The organism is Neotamlana nanhaiensis, assembly GCF_000943555.1.
GTDB classification, from domain to species: domain Bacteria; phylum Bacteroidota; class Bacteroidia; order Flavobacteriales; family Flavobacteriaceae; genus Neotamlana; species Neotamlana nanhaiensis.
Window position 1 is genome coordinate 150416 of the sequence record NZ_JTDV01000008.1, and the last position, 18128, is coordinate 168543.

General features: G+C 33.4%; 14 protein-coding genes. 11 read left to right on the forward strand and 3 right to left on the reverse strand.

The features are described from left to right. Positions 1-7: 7 nt before the first annotated feature. The 9 genes from rsgA (at position 8) to PK35_RS10135 (ending at position 11134) form a co-directional block, all read left to right on the forward strand. Positions 8-952 (forward strand): ribosome small subunit-dependent GTPase A, encoded by a 945-nt coding sequence (gene rsgA, locus PK35_RS10095; protein ID WP_044626595.1) that lies wholly within the window; start codon positions 8-10, stop codon positions 950-952. A gap of 154 nt (positions 953-1106) precedes the next feature. Continuing rightward, complete coding sequence (gene dtd / locus PK35_RS10100) at positions 1107-1559, forward strand: D-aminoacyl-tRNA deacylase (RefSeq protein ID WP_044626596.1); 453 nt, start codon at positions 1107-1109, stop codon at positions 1557-1559. Between the two features lie 162 nt (positions 1560-1721). After that, complete coding sequence (locus PK35_RS10105; RefSeq protein WP_044626597.1) at positions 1722-3635, forward strand: DUF3857 domain-containing protein; 1914 nt, start codon at positions 1722-1724, stop codon at positions 3633-3635. 21 nt (positions 3636-3656) lie between these two features. Further along, positions 3657-5579, forward strand: coding sequence for a transglutaminase family protein (locus tag PK35_RS10110; protein ID WP_044626598.1), 1923 nt, complete (start codon positions 3657-3659; stop codon positions 5577-5579). A 2-nt stretch (positions 5580-5581) separates the two neighbouring features. Then, positions 5582-5908, forward strand: coding sequence for a nucleotide pyrophosphohydrolase (locus PK35_RS10115; protein WP_044626599.1), 327 nt, complete (start codon positions 5582-5584; stop codon positions 5906-5908). Between the two features lie 480 nt (positions 5909-6388). Further along, complete coding sequence (locus tag PK35_RS10120) at positions 6389-7612, forward strand: 3-phosphoshikimate 1-carboxyvinyltransferase (protein ID WP_044626600.1); 1224 nt, start codon at positions 6389-6391, stop codon at positions 7610-7612. Positions 7613-7742: 130 nt separating this feature from the next. Further along, positions 7743-8792 carry a tRNA preQ1(34) S-adenosylmethionine ribosyltransferase-isomerase QueA gene (gene queA / locus PK35_RS10125; RefSeq protein ID WP_044626601.1) on the forward strand — a complete coding sequence of 350 codons (1050 nt, stop codon included), beginning with the start codon at positions 7743-7745 and terminating at the stop codon, positions 8790-8792. 214 nt (positions 8793-9006) lie between these two features. Further along, on the forward strand, positions 9007-10047 hold the full coding sequence (gene rlmN / locus PK35_RS10130; RefSeq protein ID WP_044626602.1) for a dual-specificity RNA methyltransferase RlmN: 1041 nt from the start codon (positions 9007-9009) through the stop codon (positions 10045-10047). A gap of 109 nt (positions 10048-10156) precedes the next feature. Beyond that, complete coding sequence (locus PK35_RS10135; RefSeq protein ID WP_044626603.1) at positions 10157-11134, forward strand: polyprenyl synthetase family protein; 978 nt, start codon at positions 10157-10159, stop codon at positions 11132-11134. A gap of 21 nt (positions 11135-11155) precedes the next feature. Here the strand turns inward: PK35_RS10135 and PK35_RS10140 are convergent, their stop codons facing one another. After that, positions 11156-11563: a nuclear transport factor 2 family protein gene (locus tag PK35_RS10140; RefSeq protein WP_044626604.1), complete on the reverse strand. Its 408-nt coding sequence runs from the start codon at positions 11561-11563 to the stop codon at positions 11156-11158. Between the two features lie 206 nt (positions 11564-11769). Next, complete coding sequence (locus PK35_RS10145; RefSeq protein ID WP_044626605.1) at positions 11770-12684, reverse strand: AraC family transcriptional regulator; 915 nt, start codon at positions 12682-12684, stop codon at positions 11770-11772. 183 nt (positions 12685-12867) lie between these two features. Between PK35_RS10145 and ctlX the strand changes: the two genes are divergently transcribed. Then, entirely contained in the window at positions 12868-13806 is a 939-nt protein-coding gene (gene ctlX, locus PK35_RS10150) for a citrulline utilization hydrolase CtlX (RefSeq protein WP_044626606.1), read from the forward strand. Here ctlX and PK35_RS10155 read toward each other — a convergent pair. Next, positions 13803-15884 carry a tetratricopeptide repeat-containing sensor histidine kinase gene (locus tag PK35_RS10155; RefSeq protein ID WP_044626678.1) on the reverse strand — a complete coding sequence of 694 codons (2082 nt, stop codon included), beginning with the start codon at positions 15882-15884 and terminating at the stop codon, positions 13803-13805. The two genes, ctlX and PK35_RS10155, sit on opposite strands and share 4 nt — an antisense overlap. A gap of 433 nt (positions 15885-16317) precedes the next feature. On the opposite strand from PK35_RS10155, the gene argS reads away from it, so the two are divergent. Next, the gene (gene argS, locus PK35_RS10160; RefSeq protein ID WP_044626607.1) at positions 16318-18099 is read left to right on the forward strand and encodes an arginine--tRNA ligase; all 1782 of its coding nucleotides are present in this window, start codon (positions 16318-16320) and stop codon (positions 18097-18099) included. The last annotated feature ends 29 nt before the right edge of the window (positions 18100-18128 follow it).

Here is an 18128-nt window from a genome sequence, read left to right on the forward strand (position 1 = left end):
GTAATTAATGACAGGAATAGTTTATAAATCTACCGGAAGTTGGTACACCGTTAAAACCGAGTTAGGTGAAAGCTACGAATGCCGTATAAAAGGTAAATTTCGTATAAAAGGTATAAAAAGTACTAATCCAATTGCTGTTGGCGATATGGTAGATTTTGAGCTAGAAACCAGTAATAACCAGGAAACAGGCGTTATTAATAAGATTCATGATCGTAAAAACTTTATTGTTCGTAAGTCTGTTAATCTATCGAAGCAAACTCATGTTATAGCTTCAAATTTAGACTTGGTTTTTTTAATGATTACTATCAATAATCCGCCAACATTAACCAGTTTTATCGATAGGTTTTTAGTCACGGCCGAAGCGTATTCTATTAAAACCATTCTTCTGTTTAATAAAATTGATGCTTACGATAAAGACACGCTCGATGAGGTTCGTTATTTAGCTCATATATACCGAGAAATTGGTTACCAATGTATTGGAGTTTCTGCCAAAACAGGGAAAAATATCGATAAGGTAAAAGCATTAATGCAAGATAACGTGAGTATGTTTGCAGGACATTCTGGTGTTGGTAAATCTACAATTGTAAATGCCATAGAGCCTTCGCTTAATTTAAAAACTAAAGAAATTTCTAGTCAGCATCAGCAAGGGCAGCATACTACAACATTTGCCGAAATGTTCGATTTAAGTTTTGGAGCGCAAATAATTGATACACCAGGTATTAAAGGGTTTGGCGTGGTTGATATGGATAAAGAAGAGGTGGGCGATTATTTTCCTGAAATTTTTGAGCTTAAACAACACTGTAAGTTTAATAATTGTATTCATGTTAAGGAACCAAAATGTGCTGTAAAACAAGCTTTAGATGATGGTGAAATTGCCTTTTCGCGTTACCGAAGTTATTTGCAAATAATTGAAGGAGAAGAAGAGCATTACCGAACGGATAACTGGGATTGATTTTTAGATTTTAGTATTCAGTATTTAGAAATTAGTATTGAGAAAGCGGTAGGTAGTAGGCAGTCTCAGTATTCAGTAAGCGGTCTCAGTATGCAGTTGTTATTTTGTTTTTGGAGTTTGGAATTAAAAAAAATGTTTTGAGTATTTAAAATATATGAAAATTGTAATACAGCGTGTAACCAAAGCTAGCGTTACTATTGAAGGTGAAAAAGTAGCTAATATTGCTAATGGATTACTTGTTTTATTGGGCATTGTAAACGATGATACAACCGACGATATAAAATGGTTAACAAACAAAATTGTAAACCTCCGTATTTTTGGTGATGAAAATGATGTGATGAACAAATCGATTAAAGATATCAATGGCGACGCGATTGTAGTGAGTCAGTTTACCTTGCATGCATCAACAAAAAAAGGAAATCGGCCAAGTTATATTAAGGCCGCAAAACCCGATGTAGCCATTCCTTTATACGAAACCTTTATACAACAATTGTCAACCGATTTGGGTAAAGCTATCCAAACAGGACAATTTGGAGCCGATATGAAAGTTGACATACTTAACGACGGACCCGTAACTATTATTATCGATTCAAAAAATAGAGAATAGTTAACCGTTTGTCGAAAAAATCAACAAGTATTAAATTACTTTATTTAAATTCCTCAACAGAATTAAGAATTTTAATTAACCATAATATTAATAGCGGTTTTCTCTCAATTAATTTTTCTTAAACAAAAGAAATAAAATATTTAGAAGACATAACTATTATTTATGATTAAACTTAAACGCGTTTGGTATCTACTAATTTTAGTAGTATCCTTTTCGTTCTCTCAAGAAAATTTATATACAAGCTTCACCCTTCCCGATCATCTTACAAAAAACGCTAACGCTGTTTTGCGTTACGAAAAATTTAATATTGCAATTAACGCTGTTGATGATGTAACCATTACCGAAAAGCGGATTATAACCGTTTTAAATGAAAGTGGCGACCGACTAATTCAAGCGGGTTCTTGGTATGATAAATATCGGAAAATAAAAAAAATAGAAGCTGTAATTTACAACAACTACGGTTCTGAAATTAAAAAGTTTAAGAAAAAAGACTTTATAGATCATAGCGCCGTTGATGGGTTTTCAATATACACCGATTCGCGCGTGCTATTTATGGGGTATAAGCCCACATCATATCCTTATACCGTTGAGTTCGATTTAGAGGTAGAAACATCAAACACAGCGGGTTTATCTTCATGGAGTCCAATAAGCGATTATTATTTAGGCATTCAAAAGTGTGAGTACTCCTTAATTGATAATGCCAATTTAGGTCTTCGTTTTAAAGAGAAAAATTTAGATGGGTTTAAAATTGAAACCCAAACCAATGCTAATAGCTTAAATTATACTATAACCGATACAAAGGCATTAAAGCCTGAAGATTTAAGTCCGTCGTTCGAGAATTTTACACCTCAAGTTTTAGTGGCAGTTGAAGATTTTCAGTTTTATGGTATTCGAGGTAAGGCTAAAAATTGGTTAGAATATGGCGATTGGGTAAATAATGCCCTGTTAAAAGGTAGAGATGAAGTCACTTTAGAAACCAAACAGCATATTTTAGAAATCACAAGAGGTATTACAGATCCTATTGAGAAGGCACAAAAGGTTTTCAAATTTGTGCAAAGTAATACCCGCTACATTAGTGTACAAGTTGGTATAGGTGGTATGCAGCCCATAACGGCATTGGAGGTTGATCAACTTAAATATGGCGATTGTAAAGGATTAACCAATTATACTAAAGCCCTTTTAAATATTGCTGGCGTAACATCGTATTATAGTATTGTTGAAGCTGGTAGAGATATTGTAGATTTTGAAACCGATTTTGCTTCTTTAGCTCAAGGAAATCATATTATTCTAGCTATCCCAAAAGAGAACGACGATTTAATTTGGGTAGATTGTACCAGTCAAGTACATCCGTTTAATTTTATAGGCGATTTTACCGATAATCGCAATGTGCTTATGGTAAAGCCTAATGCTAGTGAGGTGGTTAAAACTACTATTTACCCCGATTCTATAAACGCTCAATTTACAGAAGCCGATATAAAAATTTTAAATGATGGTAGTATGAGTTCTGTTTTAAAACGAACCACTCATGGTACGCAATACGATAACAGATTTCAGTTAGAAAGACAATCAGATAAAGATGTAAAAGAATTTTATAAAGAGCGTTGGGATTATGTAAACGGTCTTGAAATTCTTCAGTATAAATTTAATAATAATAAAACTAAAGTAGAGTTTGAGGAAGATTTGAATTTAGCTTCTAGAAATTACGCCAAACTTACTGGAGATAGGTTGTTTATGACCTTAAACGCCTTTAATAAAAATACTTTTGTGCCTAAGCGTTACCAAAACAGGAAATTACCTTTAGAAATACAACGTGGATATGTAGACGAAGATAATTTTGTTTTTGAAATTCCCGAAGGCTATAAAATTGAAGCCTTACCAAAAAACTTAACCATAAATAATAAGTATGGTGTTTATGAAGTTTCAGTAAAATTTGAAAATGAAAAAATATACTACCACCGTAAACTTTTAATAAAAAGTGGTAAATACCCAAAAACAGATTACGATAAGTATCGCGATTTTAGAAAACAAGTAGCCAAAAGCGATAATTCTAAAATTGTGCTAAAAAAATCAAGTTAACCAACCAATCATACTTACATAATGAGAAACCTGTATTTAATTGCTATTTTAATAGCACAAATGGCCTTTGCTCAAGATTTTAAATTTGGCAAAGTTTCAAAAGAAGAATTACAAGAAGAAAAGTATTTGCAAGATCCATCGGCTAATGCAGTTGTATTATATAAAAAACAGAGCACGTATTTTTCGTTTAATGCCTCAGGTTCAGCTTTGGTAACCGAAATTCATGAGCGAATTAAAATTTATAATAAAGATGGTTTTGATTATGCAACCCAATTAATCGATTTATACAAAAGTAGAAACACTAAAGAAGATATAAGTGGTTTAAAGGCATATACCTACAATCTTATTGATGGGGAAATTGAAAAAACAAGCTTAGATAAAAAACAAATTTTTAGAACCGAAGTAAATTACAGTTACGACGAAGTTAAATTCTCTATGCCCAATATTAAAGAAGGATGTGTTGTAGAATATAAGTATAAAATAACCTCGCCATTTATATGGAATATCGATGAGTTTGTGTTCCAATACGACATCCCGATTAAAAAAGTAGAAGCTTCAATTAGCACACCAGATGGTCTAAATTTTAAAGAAACAATAAAAGGATTTATTTCTTTTTACGGTAAACCTGGTAAATCATATAACGAAACGCGTGTTAAGGAATATAACCTGGTACATGTCCCTGCTTTAAAAGAAGAACGTTTTGTAGATAATATTGATAATTATCGAGCAGGCGTTGTATTCGAGTTAAAGTCCATTATAATTCCGGGTGTAGTGCATAAAACTTACTCAACATCTTGGGCCGATGTAGCTAAAACTATTGGTAATACTAACGATTACGAAACACAATTGGATAAAACCCGATCGTTTGATGATAGACTAGACTATGTCTTAAAAAATACTACAACGCTTGAAGATAAAATGAAGGCGGTATTTAATTATGTTAAAGACCATATTAAATGGAATAATATGGACGGCAAATACTTTTATCAAGGTATAAAAAAGGCTTTGCAAGAAGGAAAAGGAAATGCTGCCGACGTTAATTTAACTTTGGTTGCTATGTTACGATATGCTGGTATTAAGGCAAATCCAGTGGTAATTAGTACTAAGGATAATATTATTCCGTTTTTTCCAACAATAGATAGGTTAAACTATGTTATTGCCTATGCCGAAATTAATGGTAAATCATATTTTCTAGATGCCACAAGTGAGTTTAGTGATATTAATATTTTACCAATTAAGGATTATAACTGGAAAGGTATTTATATTGATAATAATAATATGGTGTGGAAAAGTATAGATATTAGTAAACCGCCAATTGCCGAAGAATTAAATATGTTAAGCGGAACCTTATCCGAAGATGGTGCGTTTGAAGGTAAAATTCGTTCGAGATACACAAACCATAATGCATTGTTATTTAGAAAGCGTTTTAAAAATGAAGATGTTGATGCGTTTGTTGCAAAAAAGGAAGAAAAACTTGATAATATAGAAATTTCTAATTACGAAGCCAAAAATACCGATACAACAGAAGGTTACGTTATGGAAACCTTCGATTTTAAACATGAAAGTATCGCAAGTAGTGTTGGTGATAAATTGTACGTTAATCCAATATTGTTTTTAAAGCAAAAAGAGAACCCTTTTAAATTAGAAAAAAGAGAATTTCCTATCGATTTTGGGTTTCCATTTCAAGACAAGTATAATATCACCATAAAATTGCCAGAAGGTTACGTTGCTGAGTCTGTACCAGCTCCAATTTATCTTAAAATTCCAGACGATTTAGGTTATTTTAAATTTAAAGTAGTTGTTAATGGTAATATGATGCAGTTGGTTGCTTCCTTAGAAATTAATAGAGCTATGATAGGTCCTGATAAATATTTATTTTTGAAAGAATTTTTTAATCAAATAGTAATTAAAGAAGAAGAGCAAGTTGTATTAACTAAAGCCTAAAAATGAATATAAAAAATGCCCAAAAAGACGTAGACGATTGGATTAAAGAGCACGGTGTGCGCTACTTTAATGAGTTAACCAATATGGCGCAACTTACCGAAGAAGTAGGGGAAGTAGCCAGAATTATAGCCCGTCGTTATGGTGAACAAAGCGAAAAAGAAAGTGATAAAGATAAAGATTTAGGCGAAGAACTTGCCGATGTGCTTTTTGTAACCTTATGTTTAGCAAATCAAACAGGTGTAGACTTACAAGCCGCTTTCGATAAGCGCATGTATAAAAAAGGAAAACGCGACCACGATCGCCATCATAACAACGAAAAGCTTAAATAGGGCAGACGGCAAATTTTGACGATAAATTTTAGTTAGATGTCATGCTGAATGTGTTTCAGCATCATTAAGTTAGCCTTGTTTTTTTAGTTACTTTTATTTTATGAACCTGAAACAAGTTCAGGTTCACAAGTTGGTTGGGTAATTTAAATTGTTTTGGTTTTGAGTATCTCGTTTACTTACTAAGAGCAAAACTTGATAAATAAGGTCTATAAAAAATAATAGTGTCATGCTGAACTAGTTTCAGCATCTCATAGTATGATTTCTCATCTTCAAAACTTCTGAAAATTAAATCGAATAGCGTCAATGTCATGCTGAGCGCAGTCGAAGCATCTCAGCAACTAAATAGGTTTAAGGATAGAAAACCGTTGCCATATTTTCTAACATTTTTAAAAATTCTGTTAAGTATTTAAAAAAAGCCAAATTACTTAGTATTACTCTGTATTATCGAGTAAATTTGCTGCTTTTAAGTTAAATAAGACCATGCAAATTACGCTTCAAAAATCTAAAATAGCCAAAAAATCAAATGTTCAAATCACAGGTTCTAAAAGTGAATCAAACCGATTATTACTTTTACAAGCCTTATATCCAAGTTTAAAGCTTGATAATATCTCAAATTCCGATGATAGTAATTTAATGACAAATGCATTAAACACCGATGCAGAGGTTGTGGATATTCATCATGCAGGAACCGCAATGCGATTTTTAACAGCTTATTTTTCGGTGCAAGAAGGACGCGAAACGGTACTAACAGGTTCAAAACGAATGAAAGAGCGCCCAATTAAAATTTTGGTTGAAGCATTGCAAGATTTAGGAGCAGAAATCAGTTACGAAGAAAACGAAGGCTTTCCGCCAATAAAGCTAAAAGGTAAAAAACTTACTAAAAGTAAAGTAACTTTAAAAGCAAATGTAAGTAGTCAATATATTTCGGCATTGTTACTTATTGCATCAAAGCTAGAGAATGGCTTGGAATTAACTTTAGACGGCGAAATAACCTCTATTCCTTACATTAACATGACCTTAAGTTTGTTAAACCAAATAGGTGTAGAAACCGTTTTCGAAGGACAAGTCATTACCGTAAAACCAAACAAAAACGAGCCAACAGTAAATAACCTTGTTGTAGAATCCGATTGGTCTTCGGCATCCTACTACTTCAGTATTGTGGCATTAAGCGAGGTAGGCACGCAAGTAACCATATCATCTTACAAAGAAAATTCGTTACAAGGCGATTCTGCTTTAATCGATATTTATAAGCATTTTGGAGTTTCAGCAACCTTTAACGGTAATAGTTTAACTTTAACAAAAGAAGAAAAAGCTTTAGAAACTTTAACTTTAGATTTAAAAAATGCACCAGACATTGCGCAAACCATTGCCGTAAGCTGTTTTGCGTTGGGTATTGCCTGCGATTTAACGGGCCTTCATACCTTAAAAATTAAAGAAACCGATAGATTAGTAGCTTTAAAAACCGAAATAGAAAAATTAGGTGGTGAGGTCGAGATTACAGATAAATCATTGCATTTGGCGCCATCAACTAAAATTAACGAGTTTGTTTCTATTGCAACATATAACGATCATCGTATGGCTATGGCCTTTGCACCAATAGCTCTAAAAGCGCCTGTGGTTATTGAAGATGCTATGGTAGTTTCAAAATCATATCCAACATTTTGGGACGATTTAAAAGTGCTGGGTTTTAAAATATCAGAATAAATTTCCGCTTTTACTTGACAACCCCTATGCTCAGATTGTATATTTGCAACTTTGCTATTAAAACAGAGTATGTAAATATTACTTTTTTAAGGAAGCAATAGGAAGTACTAAACGAATTAAAAACGAGCACATGAAATTATCAAACTTTGGTTTCGATTTACCAAACGAATTACTTGCGGAATATCCTGCAGAAAACAGAGACGAATCGCGTTTAATGGTTTTAAACAGAAAAGAGCAAACCATTGAGCATAAAATGTTTAAAGATTTAATCGATTATTTTAACGAAGATGATGTTTTAATTCTAAACAACACCAAAGTTTTTCCTGCGAGATTATACGGTAACAAAGAAAAAACTGGAGCAAGAATCGAGGTGTTTTTACTTCGCGAGTTAAACGAAGAACAACGTCTTTGGGATGTGTTGGTCGATCCTGCTCGTAAAATCCGTATTGGTAATAAATTATATTTCGGCGACGACGATACTTTAGTTGCCGAGGTTATCGATAATACAACATCACGTGGTCGTACACTACGTTTCTTATACGACGGGTCTTACAGAGAATTCCGTTTAAAACTTAACGAATTAGGCGAAACACCGCTACCTAAATACATTAAGCGCGATGTAGAGCCAGACGACGAAGATCGTTACCAAACCATTTATGCTAAAAAAGAAGGTGCCGTAGCAGCTCCAACTGCTGGTTTACACTTCTCAAAACACTTATTAAAGCGTTTAGAAATTAAAGGAGTAAACTTTGCCGAGGTAACGTTACACGTAGGTTTAGGTACTTTTAACCCAGTGGAGGTTGAAGATTTATCGAAACATAAAATGGATAGCGAAGAAATTTCTATCGATAAAGCAGCCGTAGATGTTGTGAACAGAGGTATTGCCGAGAAACGTCGCGTTTGTGCCGTTGGTACTACAGTAATGCGTGCCGTAGAAAGTTCGGTATCGTCAAGTGGTATGCTAAACGAAATGGAAGGTTGGACCAACAAATTCATCTTTCCACCATACGATTTTAGTATTGCTAACTGTATGGTAACCAATTTTCACACGCCAAAATCAACGTTGTTAATGATGGTTTCTGCATTCGCAGGTCACGATTTTGTAAAACGCGCTTACGAAGAAGCAGTAAAAGAAAAATACAAGTTTTACAGTTATGGCGACGCCATGTTAATTCTATAAAACATATTAAGCCTTGTTCATTCAAGGCTTTTTTATTGGCTTTATTTGGGCATTCCCACGCTAAGGCGCGGTCGCGCTTTCGGCAGTCGCTTCCCAGTTTTTAGTAATTGGGAGAGCTCCGCAATGCCTCAATCGCTAATGCACAGGCTAACTTCAATTTATAATTAGGTTAAAAATTAAAAAACCATAGTTATTCATTATTTTTGCATCACTTATGGCAACAGATAAAAAAGATATTCGAGCATTAACAAAAGCGCAACTTCGCGACTTTTTTGTGTCTCAAGGCGATAAAGCGTTTCGTGGTAATCAAGTTTACGAATGGCTTTGGCAAAAAGCGGCTTACAGTTTCGATGATATGACCAACATATCAAAAGAAACCAGACAAATGCTAGAAGATAACTTTGTTATCAATCATATAAAAGTCGATAGTATGCAGCGCAGTAGCGATGGCACTATAAAGAACGCCGTTCGCTTGCACGATGGTTTAATTGTGGAGTCGGTTTTAATACCAACACCAACCCGAACTACGGCATGTGTGTCAAGTCAAGTAGGTTGTAGTTTAGACTGTAAATTCTGTGCTACAGCACGCCTTAAACGCATGCGAAACCTAAATCCAGACGAAATTTACGATCAAGTTGTGGCTATCGATAACGAAAGTCGTTTGTATCATAACCGTCCGTTAAGTAATATTGTGTTTATGGGTATGGGAGAGCCTTTAATGAATTATAACAACGTTATAAAGGCCATCGATAAAATTACTTCCGATGATGGCTTGGGTATGTCGCCAAAGCGAATTGTTGTTTCAACTTCTGGTGTTCCTAAAATGATTAAAAAAATGGCGGACGACGAGGTTAAATTCAAGCTTGCTGTTTCTCTACACTCAGCTATCGATGAGGTAAGAACTTCCATCATGCCATTTAATGCTACATTTCCGTTAGCAAGCCTAAGAGAGGCGTTGCAGTATTGGTATGCAAAAACAAAAAACAGAATAACCTATGAGTACGTGGTATGGAAAGGCATAAACGATAAACGAAAAGATGCCGATGCTTTGGTAGAATTCTGCAAGTTTGCACCAAGTAAAGTAAATATCATTGAATATAACCCAATTGACGATGGCGAATTTCAACAAGCGCAATCATCAGCAATAGATATGTATGTTGATGTGTTAGAAAAAAATCACATCACGGTTACAGTTAGGCGTAGCCGAGGTAAAGATATTGATGCCGCTTGCGGGCAACTTGCTAATAAAAGTTAAAAGGTTTTGTTGTAAAGCCGCAATTTATAAACTTTGTCATTCCCGCACTAGCGGGACTATTTTTATAGTTAAATTATTAATTTATATTTGATACCACTTAATTTCGAGTTTGAAAATAGTAGAACAAATAAAACAGCCCATAGCTTTCGAAATGGAACTTTTCGAGAAAAAGTTTAAACTTTCCATGTCGAGTAAAGTGGCTTTACTAAACAGAATTACCCATTATATTGTAAACCGCAAAGGAAAACAAATGCGACCTATGTTCGTGTTTTTGGTAGCCAAGATGGTTTCCGATGGAGAGATAAGTGAGCGCACGTACCGAGGTGCTTCGGTAATAGAACTTATCCATACGGCAACTTTAGTGCATGACGATGTGGTGGACGATAGTAACCGTCGTCGCGGATTTTTCTCGGTTAATGCCCTTTGGAAAAATAAAATTGCCGTTTTAATTGGTGATTTTTTACTATCAAAAGGCTTGTTACTTTCAATAGATAATAACGATTTCGATTTGCTTAAAATTATCTCGATTGCTGTACGCGAAATGAGTGAAGGTGAATTGCTACAAATAGAAAAAGCTAGAAGTTTAGATATTACCGAAACCGTTTATTATGAAATTATTAGGCAAAAAACAGCTACTTTAATAGCGGCATGTTGTAGTCTTGGGGCGGCTTCTGTTAAGCCAAACTCACGTCATATTGAAAACATGCGCAAATTTGGAGAACTTATAGGTATGGCCTTTCAAATTAAAGATGATTTGTTCGATTATGGCGAAACACAAATAGGGAAACCAACGGGCATTGATATTAAGGAACAAAAAATGACTTTGCCGTTAATTTATGTCCTAAATCAGGCGCCAAAAAAAGAAAAGCAGTGGTTAATTAATTCGGTTAAAAATCATAATAAAGATACCAAACGAGTTAAAGAAGTTATAGCTTATGTTAAAGCTCACGGTGGGTTAGATTATGCCATAGATAAGATGAAGGCTTTTCAAAATGAAGCCCTTCAGTTATTAGAAAATTATCCAGAGTCGGAATACAAAAACTCACTTAAACTTATGGTAAGTTATGTAATTGATAGAAAGAAGTAATATGAAATTTTTCGTTAAATTTTAGATGGCTGTTTTTACCAAGGGATAAAAAATTTCTACATATTTTTCAATTTTTCCATTTTTATTAAAAACAAAACTTGCAAAGGTTAAAGTTTTATTTACTGTTGCATCTGTTTTAAAAATCATATCAACAATATATTTAACCATAACTGTATCGGATGCTGCATTTCGGTTTACCTCTTCAATTGTAAAATTTGAAAAGCCATAGTTTTTAAAGGTGCTATTCCAGTAATTTTTAATATGTTCTTTTCCTGTTATACAGTAGGGGAATTCTAATGAATTTTGAGGTCTCGTAAATTTGGCGTTATTACTAAAAAGCTCTACTAATTCTTTGCTGTTTTTGTTTTCGAGGGCATTAAAAAAGGATTTAATAATTGAGATTTTAGTTTCTGTTGGTTCTAATTTCATGGTTAATAGGTTAAGCAGGTGAGTAGTTAATTTATATCATGTATTATGTGAAATTTTGTATCTTTTATTGTTTGTAATATTTAAATAGTTAGGGGTAAACTACTATTTCTAAAAACTAGCGGTTAATTTCTAAATTTAATGTTGGTACTAAGTTGCAATATTATTCCTTTGTAAAAATTCCAAAATCAAATAAAAAAGTATAAAAATTAAAGATTGCTAGATTTTCTAAAATTATTGGGTGTAAATCCTGTTTGTTTTTTAAAAAAACTACTAAAATTATTGGGTGAATTAAAATGTAAATCGAAAGCAATTTCTTTTATGCTATGTTTTGTTTGAATTAATCTGGATTTTGCTAACCTTATAATATGCTTGTTTATTTGGTCTTTCGCAGTATATCCAGTTATTCGTTTTATGGTGGCATTTAAGTGGTTAGGGTGAACTGCAAGCTTATTAGCGTAATAGCTTGGTGAGTGCGAGTTTTTGTTGTAAGTATCATTTTTTTTAAAGCTCGATTCGATTAAAGATTGATATCTTGATAATAGATTAATATCTGCTTTTCTAAAAGAAGCTTCGGCATTGGCATATGCCTTGCTATCCAAAAAATAACGTTTAACTACATTCAGTAAAAGCAATACTTGCGCTTCAATAATTCTGGACGAATCGTTAGTTAGGTTTTGGTGCTCTTCATAGATGTCTTCATAAATTTTAAGAATTTTAGAGACTTCATTAACCTTTACTTTAAAGGGTTCAGAATTACTTATTTTTAAAAAAGGAAAGTCATCTAAAATATTTATTAAATGTTTTGATTGACTGATGAATTCTTTTGAAAACATAAGATAATAACCCTTCCAATCTAAAAGTATATCCCAAGATAGTACTTGAAAAGGAATGTTGAAAAAAACAGTAGCCCCTTCGGGAAAATTATTAAAATGTCCAGATATGGCTATGCCTGAGCCCTCTACTTTTATTGCTACCGAATAGAATTCGTGTTTAAAAGCGGGCATTTTAGCAACAACAGTTGACATATTTTCCTCAAAGCTTCTTATGTCGAAATAAGGTTGTTTAGGAGGTGATATGTTAATAGCTTTGCAATATTCTGCAATGGTTTTAAAATGTTGCATTTAGCTAGTTTTATTATTGTAGGTAGTTTTTGCATAGATTTTGAAACTTAACTGTGGAGGTTTTGAAGTTTTGGTTGCTTAAAGATATAGGAAAAAAGCGACAAGTAGTATTAAATTTTTCTTAAAAAAAAGAATTAACATAGTATTTAAATTAGCCTTATTTTTGCGTCCTAACAATTAGATATGCAACAAACCACAAATGCAATTTTAATGATTCGTCCGGTTAATTTTAGGATGAACGAACAAACAGCGGTAAATAATTATTTTCAAGATGCTATTTCAAAAGAAAATAGTGCGATAAATGCACAAGCACAGCAAGAGTTTGATGCTTTTGTTCAAAAGTTAAGAGGTGTTGGAGTGCATGTTGTTGTGGTTAACGATAGGGCTGAAACCGATACTCCCGATTCTATTTTTCCTAATAACTGGGTGTCGTTCCATGCAAATGGCGATGTTGGTTTGTATCCAATGTTTGCAGAAAATCGCAGATTAGAGCGTCGCGAAGACATTTTAGAGACCTTAGAAGCCGAAGGTTTTTTAATAAACAATATTATTGATTACACTAGTGCCGAAGATGAGCATATTTTTCTTGAAGGTACAGGTAGTGTTATTTTAGATAGAGCTAACCAAAAGGCTTACTGTGCTTTGTCGGCGAGGGCAGACGAAGATTTGTTTATTGAGTTTTGTGAAGATTTCGAGTTTTTGCCAATAATTTTTACGGCCTATCAAAGTGTTAATGGGAAACGTAAACCTATTTATCATACCAATGTTATGATGTGTTTAGCCGAAACGTTTGCTGTAATTTGTTTAGGTTGTATAGATGATAAAAAGGAGCGCAAAGCCATTATTAAAAGTTTAAAGGAAGACCAAAAAGAAATTATTGATCTTACAGAGGCTCAAGTAGCACAATTTGCAGGCAATATGTTGCAGGTAACAGGGGCTAATAACGAACGTTATTTAGTAATGAGCGAATCGGCCCATAAAGCATTAACACCTATCCAAATAAAAACTATTGAGAAGCATTGTAAAATTTTATCGAGTAGTTTAACAACTATTGAGACTTGCGGTGGTGGAAGTGCGCGTTGTATGATGGCCGAAGTGTTCTTACCAAAAAGCGCTAATTAGTCTTTTGTAGGGCGGGTTTTAGGTAATTGTACGTAAAAAGTACTACCAACACCTAGCGTACTTTCAACCCAAATTTTACCATTATTAAGTTCTACCAATTCTTTACAAATCGATAGGCCTAAACCGGTTCCTTTTTCGTTGTTGGTTCCTATGGTTGTAAATGAGTTGTTTTTAAATAGCTTTTCCATATTTTCTTTCGAAATACCAACACCTGTATCGGCAACACTAATAATACAAGTGCCGTTACTAATATGGTTTGAAACGGTAATGGTATCCCCTTTTTTGCTAAATTTTAAGGCGTTAGCGAGTAGGTTTTGTACCACTATTTCAATCATGCTTCTGTCGGCATAAGCAAAATCCCTTAAAGAGTGGTCGGTAATATTTATGCCTTTACTTTCTAGCCTGTTTTCAATAATATTTACCTTTTCTTCAAATACTTCTTGTACATCAAAAAGCGTTGGTTTAGGTTCTAATGATTGCATTTGCGATTTCGACCAATTCAATAAATTAAACAATAGTAAAGAAGCATTACTTGCATTTTCACTAAGTTCTGGTATTAGGTTTTCAAATTCTTCACGCGATAACGATCCGTCACGAAGTAATTCAATAAATCCTGTAATAGAAGAAAGCGAATCTTTTAAATCGTGCGAAACAATCGAGAATAGTTTGTCCTTAACATTATTAACGCTTTCAAGGTGTTTGGTTTGTTCTAAAAAGGCTTGGTTTTGTAATTCTATTTTAACGTTTTTTTCTTCTAATTCTTGGGTGTATTTTAAAGAGTTGTTACGTTTCAAATACATAAAAATTAAAAAGGTAGATACCACAGCGAGTGCCGCTAAAACACCATAGAATAGAAGTTTTAATTTGTCGTAGTTATCGTTGTTAGTGTAATTGTTTTCTATGGGTTTAACAACGGGTTTAGGTTCGGCTTCGTTAAGTAAACTATCAAAACTAGATAAGCTATTGTCGTTAATTGTAGACGTTGCAATTTGGGTAGATAATTTGTTTTGTTGTTTTAAAATTGCCGTATTTAATTCGTAATATTTTTGCTGCCAAATGTAGGCTCTATCAAAACGTTTTTTAATCGAGTCTAAATTTTTCATAAGCATATAATGCCTAAGTAGCTCTTTGTTGTTGTTAAGCCTTTTAGCTAATGCGCCCGATTTTTGTAACTGTTTTTCGGCGATTACTAAACGTTTTTTATTAATGTTTAATTCACTTAAATGATTTAGAACAATTAAAAAATCTTCTTGGTTTTTTGCCTTTATATTTAAGTTGTAACCTTTTATTAAGTATTTTGATGCGTTTTCAAAATCGTTGAATTTTAAATATTCACCACCAAGTTTAGGGTAAAGGTGCGCACGGTCTTCACGACTTAAACTATCCGAATTAAGCATGTTTTCATACACCTCTATGGCTTTTCGGTATTCTTTTTTTAGAGCATAAAGTTCGGCTAGTTTAAAGTTTGTAGTAACTTCATCTGTGGTGTTGTTTAATAGTTTTTGAACATCTAAGGCCTTCGTGTAATAACTTATGGCTTTGTCGGTTTCGCTTAAATAATTATAGGTATTAGCTAAATTAGTATAGGCACTATTTAACTCGCCGTAAAGCGTTGTGTTTTCTAGATGCTTTACGGCAACTAAAGTGTGTTGCAACCCTTTTTTATAATTACCCTTTTTTACTTCGAGTAGCCCAATGCTGTTGTTAACTTTGGCAATATTAATAGTGTCGTTAAGGGCTTTAAATAAATCTTTACTTTTCGAGAAACCGCTTATGGCGTTAATGTAATCTCCTTTTTTGTCGTAAATAAGTGATTTGTAGTAGGTTATTTTTGCTTGGGCATCTTTGTAGTTTAATGCATTCGATAGTTTTTCGCTTTCAATAACATATTGCAATGCCCTGTCGTACGATCCGTTATCATACAACGATTTTATTAGCTTTAACGAAGTTTCAACTTTAAGAGAGTCTTGTTCTTGAAACGCTAACTCAATGGCAAGCGTATCAATATCGTCTTCTTTAGATTGAGCGAATCCTATAAAGGTGATTAAGCATAAAAAAATTAAAAATTTTATCCTCATAAATTGTTCCATTACAGCTTACGCACAATAGTTTAAGGTGTTAAAGTTTGAGGGACAAAACTAATGCGAAACGTGTAAATTATACTTGGTTAATAGTTTACCACTTGTCGTGGATTTAATAATAGCATTACATAGCAAAAAAATGAAAATTGCAGTTTCTATTTCTAATTTCTACGTTTTAACGCTAATAAATTAGACGAAAAGCATCGATGAAACGTAGTTTTTAGTTGGGTATTTAAAAACCTACAAATCAGTGATATTTTTAAAAATAATTGAAAATCAGTATAGAATTATTAATAGCTGTTAATTTGCAGAAAAAATCTTACAAACAAAACAGGCTTTGTACTTTTTATTTAAGATAATATTTGTTGTAATTTCACTTCATTAAAAACCACAAAAACTTCATATATTTGCATGCTTAAAAAGCAATGTAATGAGTCTTCATAATACTTTATCGAATTACGTAAAACAAGCGGTTAAAAATCAGTTTAATGTTGATTTAGAAACGGTAGAATTTCAGGCCACCAGAAAAGAGTTTGCTGGAGATATTACGGTGGTGGTTTTCCCAATGTTACGTTTTGTTAAAGGTAACCCAGTGCAAATTGGTGAGACTATTGGAAATTATTTAGTCGAAAATGCCGAAAATGTAAAAGCGTTTAATGTGGTTAAAGGCTTTTTAAATATTGAAATTAACGATTCTTATTATGTAGACTTTTTTAATACTATAAAAGCTGAAACTGATTTTGGTTTTGCAAAGCCTGAAGCCAATAAAAAGGCTGTAATGGTAGAGTATTCGTCGCCTAATACCAATAAACCACTGCATTTAGGGCATATTCGTAACAACTTATTAGGTTATAGTGTTGCCGAAATTTTAAAAGCAGCAGGAAATAAGGTTTATAAAACGCAAATTATAAACGACCGCGGTATACATATTTGTAAAAGTATGTTGGCTTGGAAACGATTTGGTAATAACGAAACACCAGAAAGTACGCGTTTAAAAGGCGATAAGCTAGTAGGTAACTATTACGTTAAGTTCGACCAAGAATATAAAAAGGAAATTGAAGATTTAATAAAATCTGGATCTACCGAAAAGGAAGCTAAAGCGAATGCGCCATTATTATTGGAAGCTCAAGAGATGCTTCGTAAATGGGAAGCAGGCGATAAAGAAGTTGTTGCGCTTTGGGAAACCATGAATGGTTGGGTTTACGACGGATTTAACGAAACTTACAAAAATTTAGGCGTCGATTTCGACAACTTATACTATGAAAGTAATACCTATTTATTAGGAAAAGAATTTGTTGCAGAAGGTTTAAAATCGGGTGTGTTTTATAAAAAAGAAGATGGCTCGGTGTGGTGCGATTTAACCGAAGATGGTTTAGATGAAAAAATTGTACAGCGTGCCGATGGAACAGCCGTTTACATGACACAAGATATTGGTACTGCCATACAACGTGTAAAAGATTATCCAGATGTTGGTGGTATGGTTTACACCGTTGGTAACGAGCAAGATTATCATTTTCAAGTATTATTTTTAATTCTGAAGAAATTAGGATTCGATTGGGCCGAAAACTTATATCATTTAAGTTACGGTATGGTTGATTTACCTAGCGGAAAAATGAAAAGTCGCGAAGGAACTGTAGTTGATGCCGACGATTTAATTGTAGATATGGCAACAACTGCCGAAGAGATCTCAGAAGAATTAGGAAAACTTGATGGTTACTCTGAAGCTGAGAAAAAAGAATTGTATAAAACGATTGGTTTAGGGGCTTTAAAATATTACATCTTAAAGGTCGATCCTAAAAAACGTATTTTATTCGATCCTAAAGAGTCTATCGATTTTCAAGGAAACACAGGGCCTTTTATTCAATATACTTACGCGAGAATTCAATCTATTTTACGAAAGGCTAATTTAGATGATGCTACTGCCGTTGAAGGTTTTACTGAATTACATCCAAAAGAAAAGGAACTCATCAAGCAAATACAATTATTTCCAGAAGTTGTTCAAAATGCAGCCGATAACCACAGTCCTGCGTTAATAGCGAATTATACTTACGATTTGGTTAAGGAGTTTAATTCATTCTACCAAAATGTATCTATTCTTGGTGCCGATAACGAGACTGAAAAAGTATTTAGAGTGCAGCTTTCAAACCTTGTGGCTAACACCATTAAAAATGCGTTTAGTTTATTGGGTATAAATGTGCCAGAAAGAATGTAGGTGAAAAAAATTACAATATTAATAATAAC